This window comes from Streptomyces sp. NPDC052299 (assembly GCF_040679335.1).
In the GTDB taxonomy this organism is placed as follows: domain Bacteria; phylum Actinomycetota; class Actinomycetes; order Streptomycetales; family Streptomycetaceae; genus Streptomyces.
This window is the reverse complement of record NZ_JBFAUP010000006.1, coordinates 268,822-284,768: the sequence shown is the minus strand read 5'-3', so window position 1 is coordinate 284,768 and position 15,947 is coordinate 268,822. Positions and strand designations below refer to the sequence as shown.

Sequence of the window (15,947 nt, the reverse complement as noted above, 5' to 3'; positions counted from 1 at the left end):
CGAAAAACGCCGGGGAGACAGGTCCGCCCCCTGTCTCCCCGGTTTTCGCGTGCCCGCGCCGCCCCTTACGGTGACGCCTCGGCGATCAGCGCCTGGACACCGTCGAGGATGCGGTCCAGGCCGAAGTCCAGCGACTCGGCGCCGTTCGACTCGAACGCCCCGGCGGCGATGGCCCGGGTGAGCGCGGGGAACCGGTCGGCGTGCCGTTCCAGGAGCTCACCGGTCAGCCGGCCCCACTCCCGGGCGTGCTCCGCGTCGAAGTCCGCCCTCTGCTGGGCCAGGCTGCGCACCTGGCCGATCAGGAGCAGGACGACCCGCTGCCGGTCCGCCGCGCCGAGCCCCGTCGGCTCCAGCGCCGCGTGTGCCGCGTCCAGCCAGCCCAGCTGGTGGGGGCCCATGATCTGACGGCGCATCGCGGTGGCCGCGAGCAGCCAGGGGTGGTCCGCGTACACCTGCCAGGACCGGCGGCTCCAGGCCGCCAGCCGCTCCCGCCACCCCGGGCCCGCGTCCGTGAGGTCGGGTACGCCGGCGAGCACCACCTCCACCATGAGCTCGACCAGCTCCGTCTTGCCGGGCACATAGCGGTAGAGCGCCATCCCGGAGACCCCGAGTCCGGCCGCGACCCGGCCCATCGACACCGCGTCCAGGCCCTCCGCGTCGGCGACCGCGACCGCCTCGTCGGCGATCCGCCGCGGGGTCAGCGAGGGCTTGGGGCCCCGGGCGGGCCGGTCCCGCTCGCCCCAGAGCAGTTCGACGCCCGCCCGCATGTCCCTGGGCTCCGCCCGCTTGCCTCTCCCGGCTGCCCCGGCCATCGCGTTCTCCCTGGTCTCGGTCGGATGGTTGACACCCCCCTGAACAACTGTATATACCTTAAACGCTTCTGCTTATGCCATAAACAGTTTAAGGAGTCGGCCGTGCTGACCACGCTCATCACCGCATCCGCCGCCACCCTGGTGGCAGGCCCCGTCGCCGGGATGCTGGGCTACCGCCAGATCAGACGCACCGCCGCCGCCAGGGCCCTGCGCATCACCGCCCCGGGCGGGATCGAGGAGTCCGGCTTCGTCCGGATCGGCGGCATCGACCAGTGGATCTCCGTACGGGGCGACGACCGCGCCAACCCGGTCGTCCTGGAGATCCACGGCGGACCCGGCGCCTCCAACCACATCTTCCTGCCGCGCACCCGGGGCTGGGAGAAGCACTTCACCGTCGTCCGCTGGGACATGCGCGGCGCGGGCCGCACCTTCGCCGCCCACGGCCCCGACGGCCAGGGGGAATGCACCCTGGACCGGCTGTACGAGGACGCCCTGGAGGTCACCGACCACATCCGGTCCCGGATGGGCGTCGACAAGGTCCTGCTGGTGGCCAACTCGTTCGGCACGGTCATCGGACTGCGGCTGGCCCGCCGCCATCCCGAGCGGTACTCCGCGTACGTGGGCACCGACCAGAACATCAACGGGGGCGGCCGCGACCACAGCGCCTTCGACGCCCTGCTGGCACGGCTGCGGGCGGCCGGGAAGCGCAAGGAACTGGCCGCCGCCCTCGCCATGGGCCCCGACCCGACCGCCTGGACCCCGAAGCAGTGGGCGGCCCACGCCAAGACCGTCACCACGTCCGATCCGCTGACCTACGACACCATGAAGACCGTGGTGGTCCGCTCGCTGTGGTTCTCACCGCTGCACACGCTGCGCGGGCTGCGCGCGTACATGGGCGCGATGACCTTCTCGGAACGGGTCGCGCCGGAGGCCGTGACGATCGACGAGGGGGCCGAGGGCACCGACTTCGCCCTGCCGTTCTTCGTCTTCCAGGGGGCGCAGGACGTCCTGACGCCGCCGGGCCCGGCGCGCGCGTTCTACGAGGCCGTCACGGCACCGGCCAAGGACTTCGCGCTCATCGAGGAGGCGAGCCACTTCGCGTCGTTCCGGCACCCGGACCGCTTCCTGGAGCTGATGCTGACCCGAGTCCGCCCGGCGGTCGCGGGGGCATCGGACGTAAGGCGCTAGGCGACGTTCACCCGCTGGCCGGGCGGGGCCGCCTCCAGCCAGGCCAGGAAACCGGTCAGCGCGTCCTCGCTCATCGCCAGCTCCAGGCGGGTCTCCCGGTGGAGACAGCCGAGCACGATGGCGTCGGAGAGCAGCGCCAGCTCCTCCTCGCCCTCCGGCATCCGGCGGGCCACGACCTCGATCGCGGAGCGTTCCAGGACCCGGCGCGGACGCGGCGAGTAGCTGAAGACCCGGAACCAGTTCACCTTGTCGCCGCTGTACCGGGCGACGCCGTACACCCAGCCCTTGCCGGACAGGTCGGGCTCCTCGGGTACGTTCCACCGGAGACTGCAGTCGAAGGTCCCGCCGGAGCGCTGGATCAGCCGCCGGCGCAGACCGAAGACGAAGAGTCCCAGCGCGACCAGTGCGACGACCAGTCCGCCCACCCACAGCGCGAGGTACATCTCCACCGACCTCCTCGCATCATCGAGTAAACGGAAAACCGTCCGTACGTCACCTGCATCTGCATCGCCTCAGCCGCGACACGGTCCGGAGGGGTCTCCGGCACGGGCCGCGGCTGAGGGTAAAACCATGTCGTGAGGTGGCTAGTGTGCCGCCACCGCACGCAGTCGCACTTCGGCGCGCCGCTCGGAAGCGGCGTCCGTGTCCGACTTCGCACGCTCGAGCGCACGCTCCGCGCGCTCGACGTCGATCTCGTCGGCAAGCTCCGCGATCTCCGCGAGAAGCGAGAGCTTGTCGTCGGCGAACGAGATGAAACCGCCGTGCACGGCGGCGACGACGGTCGCGCCCTCGCTCGTACGGATCGTCACCGGGCCCGATTCCAGCACACCCAGAAGCGGCTGGTGACCGGGCATGACGCCGATGTCGCCGGACGTGGTGCGCGCGACGACCAGGGTGGCCTCGCCGGACCAGACACTGCGGTCCGCGGCGACCAGCTCGACGTGCAGCTCAGCAGCCAAGGGTGGCTCCTCGGGTCACCACCCGGCGGTCGTGCCGGGTGTTGGGTCAATTCTACGGGGCGTGGTGAGGGGGACGGGACGCACCCGCCCCCCTCGGTGAGCCGGAGGCTCAGGAGACGCCGAGCTCCTTGGCGTTGGCCTTCAGGTCCTCGATGCCACCGCACATGAAGAACGCCTGCTCGGGGAAGTGGTCGTACTCACCGTCGCAGATGGCGTTGAACGCGGCGATCGACTCGTCGAGCGGAACGTCCGAACCGTCCACGCCGGTGAACTGCTTGGCGACGTGGGTGTTCTGCGACAGGAAGCGCTCGACGCGACGGGCACGGTGGACAACGAGCTTGTCCTCCTCGCCCAGCTCGTCGATACCGAGGATCGCGATGATGTCCTGGAGGTCCTTGTACTTCTGCAGGATCCCCTTGACACGCATGGCCGCCGCGTAGTGGTCCTCGGCGATGTACCGCGGGTCGAGGATGCGGGACGTCGAGTCCAGCGGGTCCACGGCCGGGTAGATGCCCTTCTCGGAGATCGGACGGGAGAGAACCGTCGTCGCGTCGAGGTGGGCGAAGGTGGTCGCCGGCGCCGGGTCGGTCAGGTCGTCCGCGGGAACGTAGATCGCCTGCATCGAGGTGATCGAGTGACCGCGGGTCGACGTGATGCGCTCCTGGAGCAGACCCATCTCGTCGGCCAGGTTCGGCTGGTAACCCACTGCGGACGGCATGCGGCCGAGCAGGGTGGACACCTCGGAACCGGCCTGGGTGTACCGGAAGATGTTGTCGATGAAGAAGAGCACGTCCTGCTTCTGCACATCGCGGAAGTACTCCGCCATGGTCAGACCGGCCAGGGCGACGCGGAGACGGGTCCCCGGCGGCTCGTCCATCTGGCCGAAGACGAGCGCCGTCTTGTCGATGACGCCGGAGTCGGCCATCTCCTCGATGAGGTCATTGCCCTCACGGGTGCGCTCACCGACGCCCGCGAACACCGACACACCGTCGTGGTTGTTGGCGACGCGGTAGATCATCTCCTGGATCAGAACGGTCTTGCCGACACCGGCACCACCGAACAGACCGATCTTTCCACCCTTGACGTACGGGGTGAGGAGGTCGATGACCTTGACGCCGGTCTCGAACATCTCGGTCTTGGACTCGAGCTGGTCGAAGTTGGGCGCCTTGCGGTGGATCGGCCAGCGCTCGGTGACCTCGGCCTCGGCCTCGGGCTTGTTGAGGATCTGGCCGAGGGTGTTGAAGACCTTGCCCTTGGTGATGTCACCGACGGGGACCGTGATGCCGGTGCCCGTGTCGGTGACCGGGGCCTGGCGGACCAGACCGTCGGTCGGCTGCATCGAGATCGCGCGGATCACGCCGTCGCCGAGGTGCTGGGCGACCTCGAGCGTCAGCGTCTTGAGCTTGCCGTCCTCGGCCGGGTCGGCCACCTCGACGGTCAGCGCGTTGTAGATGTCCGGCATCGCGTCGACGGGGAACTCCACGTCGACGACCGGGCCGATGACCCGGGCGACGCGGCCCGTGGCAACGGCCGTCTCAACTGTGGTCGTCATTACTTGTCACTCCCCGCGGTCGCGTCGGCCAGCGCACTGGCACCACCGACGATCTCGCTGATTTCCTGGGTGATTTCGGCCTGGCGGGCCGCGTTGGCAAGCCGGGAGAGCGTCTTGATGAGCTCACCGGCGTTGTCGGTGGCCGACTTCATCGCGCGGCGGCGGGCGGCGTGCTCGGAAGCAGCGGCCTGCAGCAGCGCGTTGTAGATACGGCTCTCGACGTACCGCGGAAGCAGGGCGTCGAGGACGTCCTCCGCCGACGGCTCGAAGTCGAAGAGCGGCAGGATCTCGCCCTTGCCGGTCTCCTGCTCCGTGGCACCGAGACTGAGCGGCAGCATCCGGTCGTCGACCGGGTTCTGCGTCATCATCGACACGAACTCCGTGAAGACGATGTGCAGCTCGTCGACGCCGCCCTCGGCGGTCTCCTTCGACACCGCCTCGATCAGCGGGGCGGCCGCCCGCTTGGCATCCGCGTACGTCGGGCTGTCGGTGAAGCCGGTCCACGAGTCCGCGATCTTGCGCTCGCGGAACCCGTAGTAGGCGACACCCTTGCGGCCGATCACGTACGTGTCGACCTCCTTGCCCTCACCGCGCAGCCGCTCGGTCAGCTTCTCCGCGGCCTTGATGGCGTTGGAGGAGTAACCGCCGGCCAGACCGCGGTCGCTCGTGATGAGCAGGATCGCGGCCCGGGCCGGGGACTCGGCCTCGGTGGTCAGCGGGTGCTTGGTGGTGGAGCCGGTCGCCACCGCGGTCACCGCGCGGGTCAGCTCGGTGGCGTACGGCGTCGACGCCGCCACCTGGCGCTGCGCCTTGACGATGCGCGAGGCGGCGATCATCTCCATCGCCTTGGTGATCTTCTTCGTGGCGGTGACGGAGCGGATGCGGCGCTTGTAAACGCGAAGCTGAGCGCCCATCGATCAGCCCTCGCCCAGGAGCTTGCCGTCCGAGGTCTCGAACTGCTGCTTGAAGGCGGCGACGGCGTCGGCGATCGCCTGCAGCGTGTCGTCGGACATCTTGGCGCCCTCGCGGATGCTGGTGAGGAGGTCCTTGCGCTCGCGGCGCAGGAACTCCAGCAGCTCCGTCTCGAAGCGGCGGATGTCCTCGACCGGGACGTCGTCCATCTTGCCGTTGGTGCCGGCCCAGACGGAGACGACCTGCTCCTCGACCGGGAACGGGGCGTACTGCGGCTGCTTCAGCAGCTCGACCATGCGCTTACCGCGCTCCAGCGAAGCCTTGGAGGCCGCGTCCAGGTCGGAACCGAAGGCGGCGAACGCCTCCAGCTCGCGGTACTGGGCGAGGTCGACACGGAGGCGGCCGGACACCTGGCGCATGGCCTTGTGCTGGGCGGAGCCACCGACGCGGGAGACCGAGATACCGACGTTCAGGGCCGGACGCTGACCGGCGTTGAACAGGTCGGACTCCAGGAAGCACTGGCCGTCGGTGATGGAGATGACGTTGGTCGGGATGAACGCCGACACGTCGTTCGCCTTGGTCTCGACGATCGGGAGACCCGTCATCGAACCGGCACCCATGTCGTCGGAGAGCTTGGCGCAGCGCTCCAGCAGACGCGAGTGGAGGTAGAAGACGTCGCCGGGGTACGCCTCACGGCCCGGCGGACGGCGCAGCAGCAGGGAGACGGCGCGGTAGGCGTCGGCCTGCTTCGAGAGGTCGTCGAAGATGATCAGGACGTGCTTGCCCTGGTACATCCAGTGCTGGCCGATGGCCGAACCGGTGTACGGCGCGAGGTACTTGAAGCCGGCCGGGTCGGACGCCGGGGCGGCGACGATGGTCGTGTACTCGAGCGCACCGGCCTCTTCGAGGGCACCGCGCACGGACGCGATCGTGGAGCCCTTCTGACCGATGGCGACGTAGATGCAGCGCACCTGCTTGTTCACGTCGCCCGAGCGCCAGTTGTCGCGCTGGTTGATGATCGTGTCGACGGCCAGCGCGGTCTTACCCGTCTGACGGTCGCCAATGATCAGCTGACGCTGGCCGCGGCCGATCGGCACCATGGCGTCGACGGCCTTGTAGCCGGTCTGCATCGGCTCGTGCACCGACTTACGGACCATGACGCCAGGGGCCTGCAGCTCGAGGGCGCGGCGGCCGTCGGTCGCGATCTCGCCGAGACCGTCGATCGGGTTGCCGAGCGGGTCTACGACGCGGCCGAGGTAGCCCTCGCCGACGCCGACGGAGAGCACCTCACCGGTGCGCTGCACCGGCTGGCCCTCTTCGATGCCGCTGAACTCGCCGAGGACGATCGCACCGATCTCGCGCTCCTCGAGGTTGAGGGCGAGACCGAGGGTGCCGTCCTCGAACTTCAGCAGCTCGTTCGCCATGGCGGAGGGCAGACCCTCCACCTTCGCGATGCCGTCGCCGGCAACGCTGACCGTACCGACCTCCTCGCGCGAGGCCGCGTCCGGCTTGTACGACTGGACAAAGTTCTCCAGCGCGTCCCGGATCTCCTCCGGCCGGATCGTGAGCTCCGCCATCTGGGTTCCCTGCTCTCCTTGTTGGGCCCGAAGTTTCTTAAGGGGGTCTGGGGGCCGACCCCCAGGAATCTTCTGCAGTTTCTGCACGGCCCAACCGGGCCGCTGGTCTTGCTCTGTTCTGTTGCGCTGCGCCTGCGTCAGCCGGCCATGCGGCGGGTCGCCTCGTCGAGGCGGTCCGCGATGGTGCCGTTGATGATCTCGTCGCCGACCCGCACCGCGATCCCGCCGAGGACCGAGGGGTCCACGTCCAGGTTCAGGTGCATCGGGCGGCCGTAGATCTTCGCCAGGGCGGCACCCAGGCGCTGCTTCTGCCGGTCGCTGAGCGGCACCGCGGAGGTGACGATCGCGACCATGCGCTCCCGGCGCTCCGCGGCGAGCTTGGAGAGGGAGTCGAGTCCCGCTTCCAGGCTACGTCCACGCGGCTGGGTGACAAGCCGCACGATGACGCGCTCGGTGGCGGGCCGCGCCTTGCCGCCGAGCAGGCTGCGGAGCAGCTCGCCCTTGGCGGAGGGGGACGCGGTCCGGCTGGTGAGCGCGGCACGCAGGCCGGTGTCCGAGGCGACGATGCGGCCGAACCGGAAGAGCTCGTCCTCGACGTCGTCCAGGTCGCCGGCGCGCTGGGCGGCGGTGAGGTCGGCGGTGTTCGCCAGCTCCTCGACCGCGTCGACCAGGTCACGCGACTGCGACCAGCGCGAGCGGACCATGCCGGAGACCAGGTCGACGGCTTCGCCGCCCACCTGGCCGCCGAGCAGGCGGCCTGCCAGCTCGGCCCTGGCCTCGCCCGGCTGCGCCGGGTCGGTCAGGACCCGGCGCAGCGACACCTCGCGGTGCAGCAGCGCCGTGACGCCGGCCAGGTCCTCGGCGAGCTTCGCCGCGTCGACCGACGTGGAGTCGGTCAGCGCGTCGAGACGCTCGCGTGCGGCAGCCAGTGCCTCGCGGCTCGCGCTGTTCATCGGACGGCCTCGGCCTTCGCCTCGAGCTCGTCGAGGAAGCGGTCGACGGTGCCACTCTGCCGGGCGTGGTCCTCCAGGGACTCACCGACGAGCTTGCCGGCCAGGTCGGTGGCGAGCTTGCCCACGTCCTGGCGCAGCGCGGCGGCGGCGGCCTTGCGGTCGGCCTCGATCTGGGCGTGGCCGGCGGCGACGATCTCGTCGCGCTGGCGCTGGCCCTCGGCGCGCATTTCCTGCAGGATCACGGCGCCCTGCTCCTGCGCCTCCTGGCGCATACGAGCGGCTTCGTGGCGGGCCTCGGCGAGCTGAGCCTTGTACTGCTCAAGAACGCTCTGGGCCTCGGTCTGGGCCGCATCGGCCTTCTCGATACCGCCTTCGATGGCCTCGCGGCGCTCTTCCAGAACCTTGTTGATGTTCGGGAGGAGCTTCTTGGCGAGGAAGCCGAAGACGATGACGAAAGCGATGAGGCCAATGACGAGCTCAGGGATCGGCGGAATGAGCGGGTTTTCCGCTTCCTCCGCCGCGAGCTGAACCAGGGGGTTCACGTCAGTGCCTTCCGTCGAATGGGCTGTTCGCGACCGGTCAGGAGGTCGGGTAGACGAACGGCATGACCAGACCGATCAGGGCGAGCGCCTCACAGAAGGCGAAGCCGAGAATCTGGTTGGCGCGGATGAGACCGGCAGCCTCGGGCTGACGGGCGAGCGCCTGGGTGCCGTTACCGAAGATGATGCCGATGCCGACGCCGGGGCCGATCGCGGCGAGGCCGTAACCGATCGAGCCGAGGTTGCCCTTGATTTCGACGCCGGCGGCGAGGGTCTGGAGAGCGGACATGCCGGTTCTTCCTTCTCTTTCAATGTCCGGTGGGGGTTGGCCACCGGGTGCTTCAGGAGTGGGGTGCTCAGTGGCCCTTGGCGAGAGCGCCCTGGATGTAGCTGCAGGCCAGCAGCACGAAGACGTAAGCCTGAACAGCCTGGATGAAGAGTTCGAAGGCGGTCATCACGATGACCATCACGAACGACACACCTGCGTAGGCGATCCCGATGCCGTTGAGCATGTACCAGCTGGCGATCGTGAAGAGCAGCAGGAGCGTGTGGCCCGCGAACATGTTGGCGAAGAGCCGGACCGCGTGCGTGAACGGCCGGACCAGCAGGTTCGAGAAGAACTCGATGGTCATCGAGAGCGGCAGGACCCCGCCGAGGCTCTTGTCGTAGCCCGAGAAGTTCTTGAGGGCTCCGACGAAGCCGTGCTTCTTGAAGGTCAGGCCGACCCAGAGCACGTAGACGATCAGGGCGAGGATCGCGGGGTACGAGATGATCGCCGTCACGGGGAACTGGGCAACCGGGATGATGGACCAGAGGTTCATCATCCAGATGACGAAGAACAGGGAGACCATCAGCGGGACGTACTTCTCGCCGTCGCGCTTGCCGATCGTCTCGTAGACGATGCCGCGGCGGATGAAGTCGTATCCGGCCTCGGCCGTCATCTGGAGCTTGCCGGGCACCAACTTCGGCTTGCGGAAGGCGGCCCAGAAGAAGCCAACGATGATCACCGAGCCGAGCAGGGCCAGCAGCATCGTCTTGTTGAAGTACAAGTTGCTGTCCGCGTCGCCCCAGAGGGGCTCGAACAGGAACGAGTGCAGGCCGGGTGCCGGAAAGCCACAACCGTCGAAGAGGTGGCAATCGGTCTCGAAGGCGAGCACCTGTGTCGGGTCAGCACTCACCGCGGGCTCCTTCAGCGTGGCGCATAGGTACGGCAACCTCGTTGTGTCGGCGCGGCGCGCAGCCGCGGTTCGGCACTGGACTGGTGTTTCGGATGTGTGAGCGGCAGTCAGGCATGTGAGCCTCGCGATCGAGCAGGCGTCAGCTCACATGCACGCGCCCGCAGTGCCGCAGTTGGAACCGGACGATAGCAGGGTCCTGACCCCGCACTTATTCCGCCCCTACCCTTCACGCGTCGGACCCCGGTTTCCCGGCCTTCTCGGCCTTGTCGGATTCGGGTTCCACGTAAAGGATCTTCGCCTTCATGTGCGCACGCGCCTGTGCGCCGATCCACACGAGGGTCGTCGCGACCAGGGTGATCGCGAACGCCTTCGGGTTGAACAGCGAGGTGTTCTTGAATACGGCGACGAAGATGAACAGCAGCAGGAGCTGCGCCGTGTAGAGCGCGAGCCCCATCGCCTGGAAGAGGTGGGGCATGGACCGGGCGGTCCGTTGCAGGACCACGAGTCCGATCCCCATGAAGAGGATGACCACGATCGTCCCCACGATCGCGCCCAGGGCTCCCTTGCCGCCGGCGACGCCAGCGCTGATCGCGGCGGCTACGGCGCCGGCGGCAGCGGTGGGTACGGCGGTCTGGAGGAGAGTCCGGACGTCGTTGGACGGCATGGCGGCAGCTCCGCTTGCTGGGGGTGGGCAGTGTGTCGTCATGGACGAGCGTAGGCCCGGTCCGAGTCGATGCCTCGGGCCGATGGACCGTGCTACATCAGGTCCTTCGGCTCCGTCACCGGGCTTCGTGAACGGTATCACAAACTATTTGATGAGGTCTTTACCAAGAAAGTGTGCTTGCTGTCACACGTGAGGGCTAATGAGCACGCGTGAGCGAAGTATCGCTTCGATTTGTCTGCTATTGGGTGCCGGTGACCGGTTCAGTGACGGGTGGAACCGGCCGCTCGGCGGTCCCCCGCCCGCGAACGGTGACCGATGGCGGTCGCTCCGTTGACGCCCGAGACGCCCGCGGCGACGGGCGCCCCGGAAGCCCCCTCACGCTCCTCGGCGGCGCCCCCGGCCCCGCCCGTCGCACCCGTCTCCATCTGGCCGTCCACGGCCCCCTGTTGGCCCTCCGCGGCCTCCTCCGACGCGGCGGCACCCGGCTCCTCCGGACGACGCCGTCTGCGGCGGTAGCGCGGCGGCACGAAGCGTTCCGCCCAGCGCGGGGCGCGCGGGGTGAAGGCGGGCAGCAGGAGCAGGATCAGCCCGAGCGCGCTCAGCCCCACGATCACGATCACGATCCACAGGGACGTCGAGTGCACCGAGTACCCCACCGCGCCGAAGGCGATCAGCGCCGACCAGAAGTACATGATCAGCACCGACCGGCTGTGCGAGTGGCCGATGTTGAGCAGCCGGTGGTGCAGGTGGCCCCGGTCCGCGGCGAACGGCGACTGGCCGTTCCAGGTGCGCCGCACGATGGCCAGCACCAGGTCCGCCGCCGGGATGGCGATGATGGTCAGCGGCAGCAGCAGCGGGATGAAGACCGGGAGCATCGCGTGGGTCGCCTGGCGCTCACTGCCCTCGAAGATCTTCATCGTGTCCGGGTCGACCTGCCCGGTCACCGAGATCGCGCCGGCCGCGAGCACGAGGCCGATGAGCATCGACCCCGAGTCGCCCATGAAGATCCGCGCGGGGTGCATGTTGTGCGGCAGGAAGCCGAGGCACATGCCCATCAGGATCGCCGAGAACAGCGTCGCCGGGGCGGCCGCCTCGATGGTGTGCCCGTACCAGAGCCGGTAGGTGTACAGGAAGAACGCGGCGGCGGCGATCAGGACCATGCCCGCCGCGAGCCCGTCCAGGCCGTCCACGAAGTTGACCGCGTTGATCGTGATGACGACCAGCGCCACGGTGAGCAGCGTGCCCTGCCACGGGGTGAGGGCGACGGTGCCGACGCCCGGGATCGGCAGCCAGAGGATCGTGAGGCCCTGGAGGACCATCACGGCGGCGGCGAGCATCTGCCCGCCCAGCTTGATCAGGGCGTCGATCTCGAACTTGTCGTCCAGGACCCCGATCAGCCAGATCAGCGCAGCCCCGGAGAGCAGCGCTCTCGGTTCGCTGGAGAGCTCGAAGACCCCGTCGAGGTTGGCCAGGTGGTTGGCGACGATGAGCCCCGCGCACAGCCCGCCGAACATGGCGATGCCGCCGAGCCTCGGGGTCGGTTCGCGGTGGACGTCGCGCGCGCGGATCGCGGGCATCGCCCCGACCGCGATGGCGAACTTGCGCACCGGGCCGGTGAGCAAGTAGGTCACAGCGGCCGTGACACAGAGTGTCAGCAGGTAATCACGCACGGGCTGCCCCACAGTTGTCGCCGGCCATCTCAGCCCACACCTTAACTACGTCGGTCCCATGGTTGAGGACACGGAGCCCGCCGTGATGGTTGCACGGAAGAAGTCAGTGGGGCGCGGAGACGCCGGTCAGCGCCGTGACGACCGGGTCCAGGGCCTGGCTGATCTCGTCGCCGATGGACCGGAAGAAGGTGATCGGGGCGCCGTACGGGTCGTGGACCTCGTCGGCGTCCGCGGTCGGGGCGAGCAGCCAGCCGCGCAGCGCGGCGGCGGCCCGGACCAGGGCGCGGGCACGCTCGACCACGCCCTCCTCGCGGGCGTCGGGCAGGGTGGCCGGGTCTATGGCCCGGACCAGCCTGGTGAACTCCTTGAGCGTGAAGGTGCGTAGCCCGGCCGAGTGGCCCATGGAGATGACCTGGGCGCGGTGGTCGCGGGTGGCCGTGAGCACGAGGTCGGCACGGATCACGTGCTCGTCCAGCAGCTCACGGCCGGTGAAGCCGGTGGCGTCCGCGCCGAAGTCGGCGAGGACCACCTCGGCGTTGGCCTCCATCGGGGCGCCCTCGTGGCCCCAGGTCCCGGCGCTCTCCACGATCAGCCCGCCCTGGAGCGGGTCCCCGAGCCGGTGCACCAGGGCGTGCCGGGTCAGCCGCTCGGTGATCGGCGAGCGGCAGACGTTGCCGGTGCTGACGTGGAGGATGCGGAAAGTGTCGGGCCGCCCCGCTATGCCACGCCCCTCGGGGGCGGTCAATTGGCCACCTCGAGGTCGGGTACCACCTTGCGCAGTTCCTCCGCCGAGAGCGCCCCGGCGCGCAGCAGGACGGGCACCTTGCCGGTGACGTCCACGATGGACGAGGGCACGATGCCGGGGGTCGGGCCGCCGTCGAGGTAGACGGACACGGAGTCGCCGAGCATCTCCTGGGCGGCGTCGCAGGTCTCCGGCGAGGGGTGGCCGGTCAGGTTGGCGCTGGACACGGCCATCGGGCCGACCTCGGTGAGGAGCTCGATGGCGACCGGGTGCAGCGGCATCCGGACGGCGACGGTGCCCCGGGTGTCGCCGAGGTCCCACTGGAGCGAGGGCTGGTGCTTGGCGACCAGCGTCAGGGCGCCCGGCCAGAACGCGTCGACCAGCTCCCACGCCTGTTCGGAGAAGTCGGTGACCAGGCCGTGCAGGGTGTTCGGGGAGCCGATGAGGACCGGCGAGGGCATGTTGCGGCCCCGGCCCTTGGCCTCCAGGAGGTCGCCGACCGCCTCGGAGGCGAAGGCGTCCGCGCCGATCCCGTACACGGTGTCGGTGGGCAGCACGACGAGCTCGCCGCGGCGGACGGCCGACGCGGCTTCGCGCAGCCCCGTCGTGCGGTCGGTCGCGTCGTTGCAGTCGTATCGCCGTGCCATCAGCCGGCCTCCTCAAGCATGTACGGGTAGGGCTGGTAGGGATGGCGGCCCCCGGTCACGGCATCGCCTTGCGGGCGGTGGCGAACCGGGGCCGCCGGTTGAGGTCGGGGTGGTCGGCCGCGTCGGCCCAGCCCCGTTCCTCGGTGAAGATCCAGGGCACCTGGCCGCCCTGCGTGTCGGCGTGCTCGATGACGACCAGGCCGCCGGGGCGGAGCAGGCGGTGCGCGGTGCGCTCGATGCCCCGGATGGTGTCGAGGCCGTCCTCGCCGGAGAACAGCGCCATCTCGGGGTCGTGGTCGCGTGCCTCGGGCGCCACGTACTCCCACTCGGTGAGCGGGATGTACGGCGGGTTGGAGATGACCAGGTCGACCTGGCCGTCCAGCTCGGGCAGGGCGGTGAGCGCGTCGCCGCGGTGGACGGTGACGCGGGAGTTCTCGGCGTTCTTCCGGGTCCACTTCAGGGCGTCCTCGGAGAGCTCCACGGCGTGCACGCGGGAGCGCGGGACCTCCTGGGCCATGGCGAGGGCGATGGCGCCGGAGCCGGTGCACAGGTCCACGATCAGCGGCTCCACGACGTCCATCGCGCGGACGGCGTCTATGGCCCAGCCGACGACCGACTCGGTCTCGGGGCGCGGCACGAAGACGCCGGGCCCGACCTGGAGCTCCAGGTAGCGGAAGAAGGCCCGTCCGGTGATGTGCTGGAGGGGTTCGCGGGCCTCGCGGCGGGCGATGGTCTCCCAGTAGCGGGCGTCGAAGTCGGCGTCCGGCACGTTGTGCAGCTCGCCCCGCTTGACGCCGTGGACGAAGGCGGCGAGTTCCTCGGCATCGAATCTCGGTGAGGGAACACCGGCGTCGGCCAGCCGCTGGGTGGCCTGGGCCACCTCGGCGAGCAGCAGGTTCATCGCGGTTCTCCGTACGGGTTCACGAGCGGGGCGGGGCGGGCGGTGGGCTCAGGCGGCGGCCAGCTTGGCGGCGGAGTCGGCGTCGACGCACGCCTGGATGACCGCGTCCAGGTCGCCGTCGAGCACCTGGTCCAAGTTGTACGCCTTGAAGCCGACGCGGTGGTCCGAGATCCGGTTTTCCGGGAAGTTGTACGTCCGGATCTTCTCGGAGCGGTCGACCGTACGCACCTGGCTGCGACGTACGTCCGAAGCCTCCTGCTCGGCGGCCTCCTGGGCGGCGGCGAGGAGCCGGGAGCGCAGGATGCGCATCGCCTGCTCCTTGTTCTGGAGCTGGCTCTTCTCGTTCTGGCAGGAGGCGACGACGCCGGTCGGCAAGTGCGTGATGCGGACGGCGGAGTCGGTCGTGTTGACGGACTGGCCGCCGGGGCCGGACGAGCGGTAGACGTCGATGCGGAGGTCGTTGGCGTGGATCTCGACGTCGACCTCCTCGGCCTCGGGCGTCACGAGGACACCGGCGGCGGAGGTGTGGATGCGGCCCTGGGACTCGGTGGAGGGCACGCGCTGCACGCGGTGCACCCCGCCCTCGTACTTCAGCCGGGCCCAGACGCCCTGGCCCGGTTCGGTGGCCCCGTTGCCGCCCTTGGTCTTCACGGCGACCTGGACGTCCTTGTAGCCGCCGAGCTCGGACTCGGTGGAGTCGATGATCTCGGTCTTCCAGCCGACGCGCTCGGCGTAGCGCAGGTACATGCGCAGCAGATCGCCGGCGAACAGCGCGGACTCGTCGCCGCCCGCCCCGGCCTTGATCTCCAGGAGCACGTCCTTGTCGTCGCTGGGGTCCCGGGGGACGAGCAGGAGGCGGAGCTTCTCGGTGAGCTCCTCGCGCTGCTGCTCCAGCTCCTTGACCTCGGCGGCGAAGTCGGGGTCGTCGGCGGCGAGCTCGCGGGCGGTCTCGATGTCGTCGCCGGACTGCTTCCAGGAGCGGTACGTCGCGACGATCGGGCTCAGCTCCGCGTAGCGCTTGTTGAGCTTGCGCGCGTTGCCCTGGTCGGCGTGGACCGCGGGGTCGGCGAGCTGCTTCTCGAGATCGGCGTGCTCGCCGATCAGTTCCTCGACCGCCTCGAACATCTCGGGCTCCTGGTTCCTTCGCTCGTCGTGCCTGCCGGCCGGTGGGTGCCTGCCGGGGCCGGGGTACGGAGACCCCGTGCCCGGACCGGAAAAAAACGCCGGCCACGGCGCCCTCGGAAAAGGGCACCGCGGACCGGCGCGGACGGCTCGCTACTTGCCGGCGGCCTTGGCGCCCTTGCCGAAGCGGGCCTCGAAGCGGGCCACACGGCCACCGGTGTCGAGGATCTTCTGCTTGCCCGTGTAGAACGGGTGGCACTCGGAGCAGACCTCGGCACGGATGGTGCCGCTGTCCAGCGTGGAGCGGGTGGTGAACGACGCGCCACAGGTGCAGCTGACCTGCGTCTCGACGTACTGGGGGTGGATGTCGCGCTTCAAGGGTGTCTCCTAGGTTCGGGAGGGCTCCGGGTCGCACGCGCGGATTGCGCGTCCGTGAACCGGGGCCGACGTACCAGTCTGCCAGGACCGGCCGCATCTCCCAAAACCAGGGTGGACGGCCGGGTATTCCCCCGGACACGACCGGGGGCCGGG

At 69.5% G+C, this 15,947-nt stretch carries 18 protein-coding genes; 1 reads left to right on the top strand and 17 read right to left on the bottom strand.

The genetic code is table 11. The annotated features are described in order from the left end of the window. Positions 1-65: 65 nt before the first annotated feature. Positions 66-812, bottom strand: coding sequence for a TetR/AcrR family transcriptional regulator C-terminal domain-containing protein (locus tag AB0L33_RS13140; protein WP_365680592.1), 747 nt, complete (start codon positions 810-812; stop codon positions 66-68). A gap of 102 nt (positions 813-914) precedes the next feature. Here AB0L33_RS13140 and AB0L33_RS13135 point away from each other — a divergent pair, with 102 nt between their 5' ends. Then, positions 915-2,000 carry an alpha/beta hydrolase gene (locus AB0L33_RS13135; protein WP_365680590.1) on the top strand — a complete coding sequence of 362 codons (1,086 nt, stop codon included), beginning with the start codon at positions 915-917 and terminating at the stop codon, positions 1,998-2,000. Here AB0L33_RS13135 and AB0L33_RS13130 read toward each other — a convergent pair. The 16 genes from AB0L33_RS13130 to rpmE all read right to left on the bottom strand — a co-directional run bounded on the left by AB0L33_RS13130 (position 1,997) and on the right by rpmE (position 15,794). After that, complete coding sequence (locus AB0L33_RS13130; protein ID WP_020207372.1) at positions 1,997-2,443, bottom strand: DUF2550 domain-containing protein; 447 nt, start codon at positions 2,441-2,443, stop codon at positions 1,997-1,999. The genes AB0L33_RS13135 and AB0L33_RS13130 overlap by 4 nt on opposite strands. Positions 2,444-2,584: 141 nt before the next feature. Then, entirely contained in the window at positions 2,585-2,959 is a 375-nt protein-coding gene (locus AB0L33_RS13125) for a F0F1 ATP synthase subunit epsilon (RefSeq protein WP_143619738.1), read from the bottom strand. Positions 2,960-3,068: 109 nt separating this feature from the next. Beyond that, positions 3,069-4,511 carry a F0F1 ATP synthase subunit beta gene (gene atpD / locus AB0L33_RS13120; protein WP_073963908.1) on the bottom strand — a complete coding sequence of 481 codons (1,443 nt, stop codon included), beginning with the start codon at positions 4,509-4,511 and terminating at the stop codon, positions 3,069-3,071. Beyond that, complete coding sequence (locus AB0L33_RS13115) at positions 4,511-5,425, bottom strand: F0F1 ATP synthase subunit gamma (protein ID WP_164399147.1); 915 nt, start codon at positions 5,423-5,425, stop codon at positions 4,511-4,513. The genes atpD and AB0L33_RS13115 overlap by 1 nt, the downstream gene beginning before the upstream one ends. Positions 5,426-5,428: 3 nt before the next feature. After that, complete coding sequence (gene atpA, locus AB0L33_RS13110) at positions 5,429-7,000, bottom strand: F0F1 ATP synthase subunit alpha (RefSeq protein WP_143619743.1); 1,572 nt, start codon at positions 6,998-7,000, stop codon at positions 5,429-5,431. A gap of 137 nt (positions 7,001-7,137) precedes the next feature. After that, positions 7,138-7,953: a F0F1 ATP synthase subunit delta gene (locus AB0L33_RS13105; RefSeq protein ID WP_365680587.1), complete on the bottom strand. Its 816-nt coding sequence runs from the start codon at positions 7,951-7,953 to the stop codon at positions 7,138-7,140. Further along, on the bottom strand, positions 7,950-8,495 hold the full coding sequence (locus AB0L33_RS13100; protein WP_018102635.1) for a F0F1 ATP synthase subunit B: 546 nt from the start codon (positions 8,493-8,495) through the stop codon (positions 7,950-7,952). Before AB0L33_RS13100 ends, AB0L33_RS13105 begins: the two co-directional genes overlap by 4 nt. Positions 8,496-8,532: 37 nt before the next feature. Beyond that, on the bottom strand, positions 8,533-8,781 hold the full coding sequence (gene atpE / locus AB0L33_RS13095; protein WP_018102636.1) for an ATP synthase F0 subunit C: 249 nt from the start codon (positions 8,779-8,781) through the stop codon (positions 8,533-8,535). 67 nt (positions 8,782-8,848) lie between these two features. Further along, on the bottom strand, positions 8,849-9,670 hold the full coding sequence (atpB, locus tag AB0L33_RS13090; RefSeq protein ID WP_143619749.1) for a F0F1 ATP synthase subunit A: 822 nt from the start codon (positions 9,668-9,670) through the stop codon (positions 8,849-8,851). Positions 9,671-9,896: 226 nt separating this feature from the next. Further along, positions 9,897-10,334, bottom strand: a complete 438-nt coding sequence (locus AB0L33_RS13085) for a hypothetical protein (RefSeq protein WP_365680584.1) — start codon at positions 10,332-10,334, stop codon at positions 9,897-9,899. Positions 10,335-10,594: 260 nt separating this feature from the next. After that, a complete protein-coding gene (locus AB0L33_RS13080; protein WP_365680582.1) occupies positions 10,595-12,016 on the bottom strand; it encodes an MraY family glycosyltransferase in 1,422 nt (473 codons plus the stop codon). Positions 12,017-12,107: 91 nt separating this feature from the next. Then, the gene (locus AB0L33_RS13075) at positions 12,108-12,749 is read right to left on the bottom strand and encodes a protein-tyrosine-phosphatase (RefSeq protein ID WP_073963914.1); all 642 of its coding nucleotides are present in this window, start codon (positions 12,747-12,749) and stop codon (positions 12,108-12,110) included. Then, a complete protein-coding gene (locus tag AB0L33_RS13070) occupies positions 12,746-13,393 on the bottom strand; it encodes an L-threonylcarbamoyladenylate synthase (protein ID WP_365680579.1) in 648 nt (215 codons plus the stop codon). Before AB0L33_RS13070 ends, AB0L33_RS13075 begins: the two co-directional genes overlap by 4 nt. 55 nt (positions 13,394-13,448) lie before the next feature. After that, positions 13,449-14,294 (bottom strand): peptide chain release factor N(5)-glutamine methyltransferase, encoded by an 846-nt coding sequence (gene prmC, locus AB0L33_RS13065; RefSeq protein WP_018102642.1) that lies wholly within the window; start codon positions 14,292-14,294, stop codon positions 13,449-13,451. 48 nt (positions 14,295-14,342) lie between these two features. Next, the gene (gene prfA, locus AB0L33_RS13060; RefSeq protein WP_143619759.1) at positions 14,343-15,419 is read right to left on the bottom strand and encodes a peptide chain release factor 1; all 1,077 of its coding nucleotides are present in this window, start codon (positions 15,417-15,419) and stop codon (positions 14,343-14,345) included. Positions 15,420-15,569: 150 nt separating this feature from the next. Then, on the bottom strand, positions 15,570-15,794 hold the full coding sequence (gene rpmE / locus AB0L33_RS13055) for a 50S ribosomal protein L31 (protein WP_018102644.1): 225 nt from the start codon (positions 15,792-15,794) through the stop codon (positions 15,570-15,572). Positions 15,795-15,947: the final 153 nt, after the last annotated feature.

Coding starts and splice junctions, on each gene's coding strand:
- AB0L33_RS13140 (WP_365680592.1), bottom strand. CDS start 812: ATGGCCGGGGCAGCCGGGAGAGGCAAGCGGGCGGAGCCCAGGGACATG.
- AB0L33_RS13130 (WP_020207372.1), bottom strand. CDS start 2,443: ATGTACCTCGCGCTGTGGGTGGGCGGACTGGTCGTCGCACTGGTCGCG.
- atpD (WP_073963908.1), bottom strand. CDS start 4,511: ATGACGACCACAGTTGAGACGGCCGTTGCCACGGGCCGCGTCGCCCGG.
- AB0L33_RS13115 (WP_164399147.1), bottom strand. CDS start 5,425: ATGGGCGCTCAGCTTCGCGTTTACAAGCGCCGCATCCGCTCCGTCACC.
- atpA (WP_143619743.1), bottom strand. CDS start 7,000: ATGGCGGAGCTCACGATCCGGCCGGAGGAGATCCGGGACGCGCTGGAG.
- AB0L33_RS13105 (WP_365680587.1), bottom strand. CDS start 7,953: ATGAACAGCGCGAGCCGCGAGGCACTGGCTGCCGCACGCGAGCGTCTC.
- atpE (WP_018102636.1), bottom strand. CDS start 8,781: ATGTCCGCTCTCCAGACCCTCGCCGCCGGCGTCGAAATCAAGGGCAAC.
- AB0L33_RS13085 (WP_365680584.1), bottom strand. CDS start 10,334: ATGCCGTCCAACGACGTCCGGACTCTCCTCCAGACCGCCGTACCCACC.
- AB0L33_RS13070 (WP_365680579.1), bottom strand. CDS start 13,393: ATGGCACGGCGATACGACTGCAACGACGCGACCGACCGCACGACGGGG.
- prmC (WP_018102642.1), bottom strand. CDS start 14,294: ATGAACCTGCTGCTCGCCGAGGTGGCCCAGGCCACCCAGCGGCTGGCC.
- prfA (WP_143619759.1), bottom strand. CDS start 15,419: ATGTTCGAGGCGGTCGAGGAACTGATCGGCGAGCACGCCGATCTCGAG.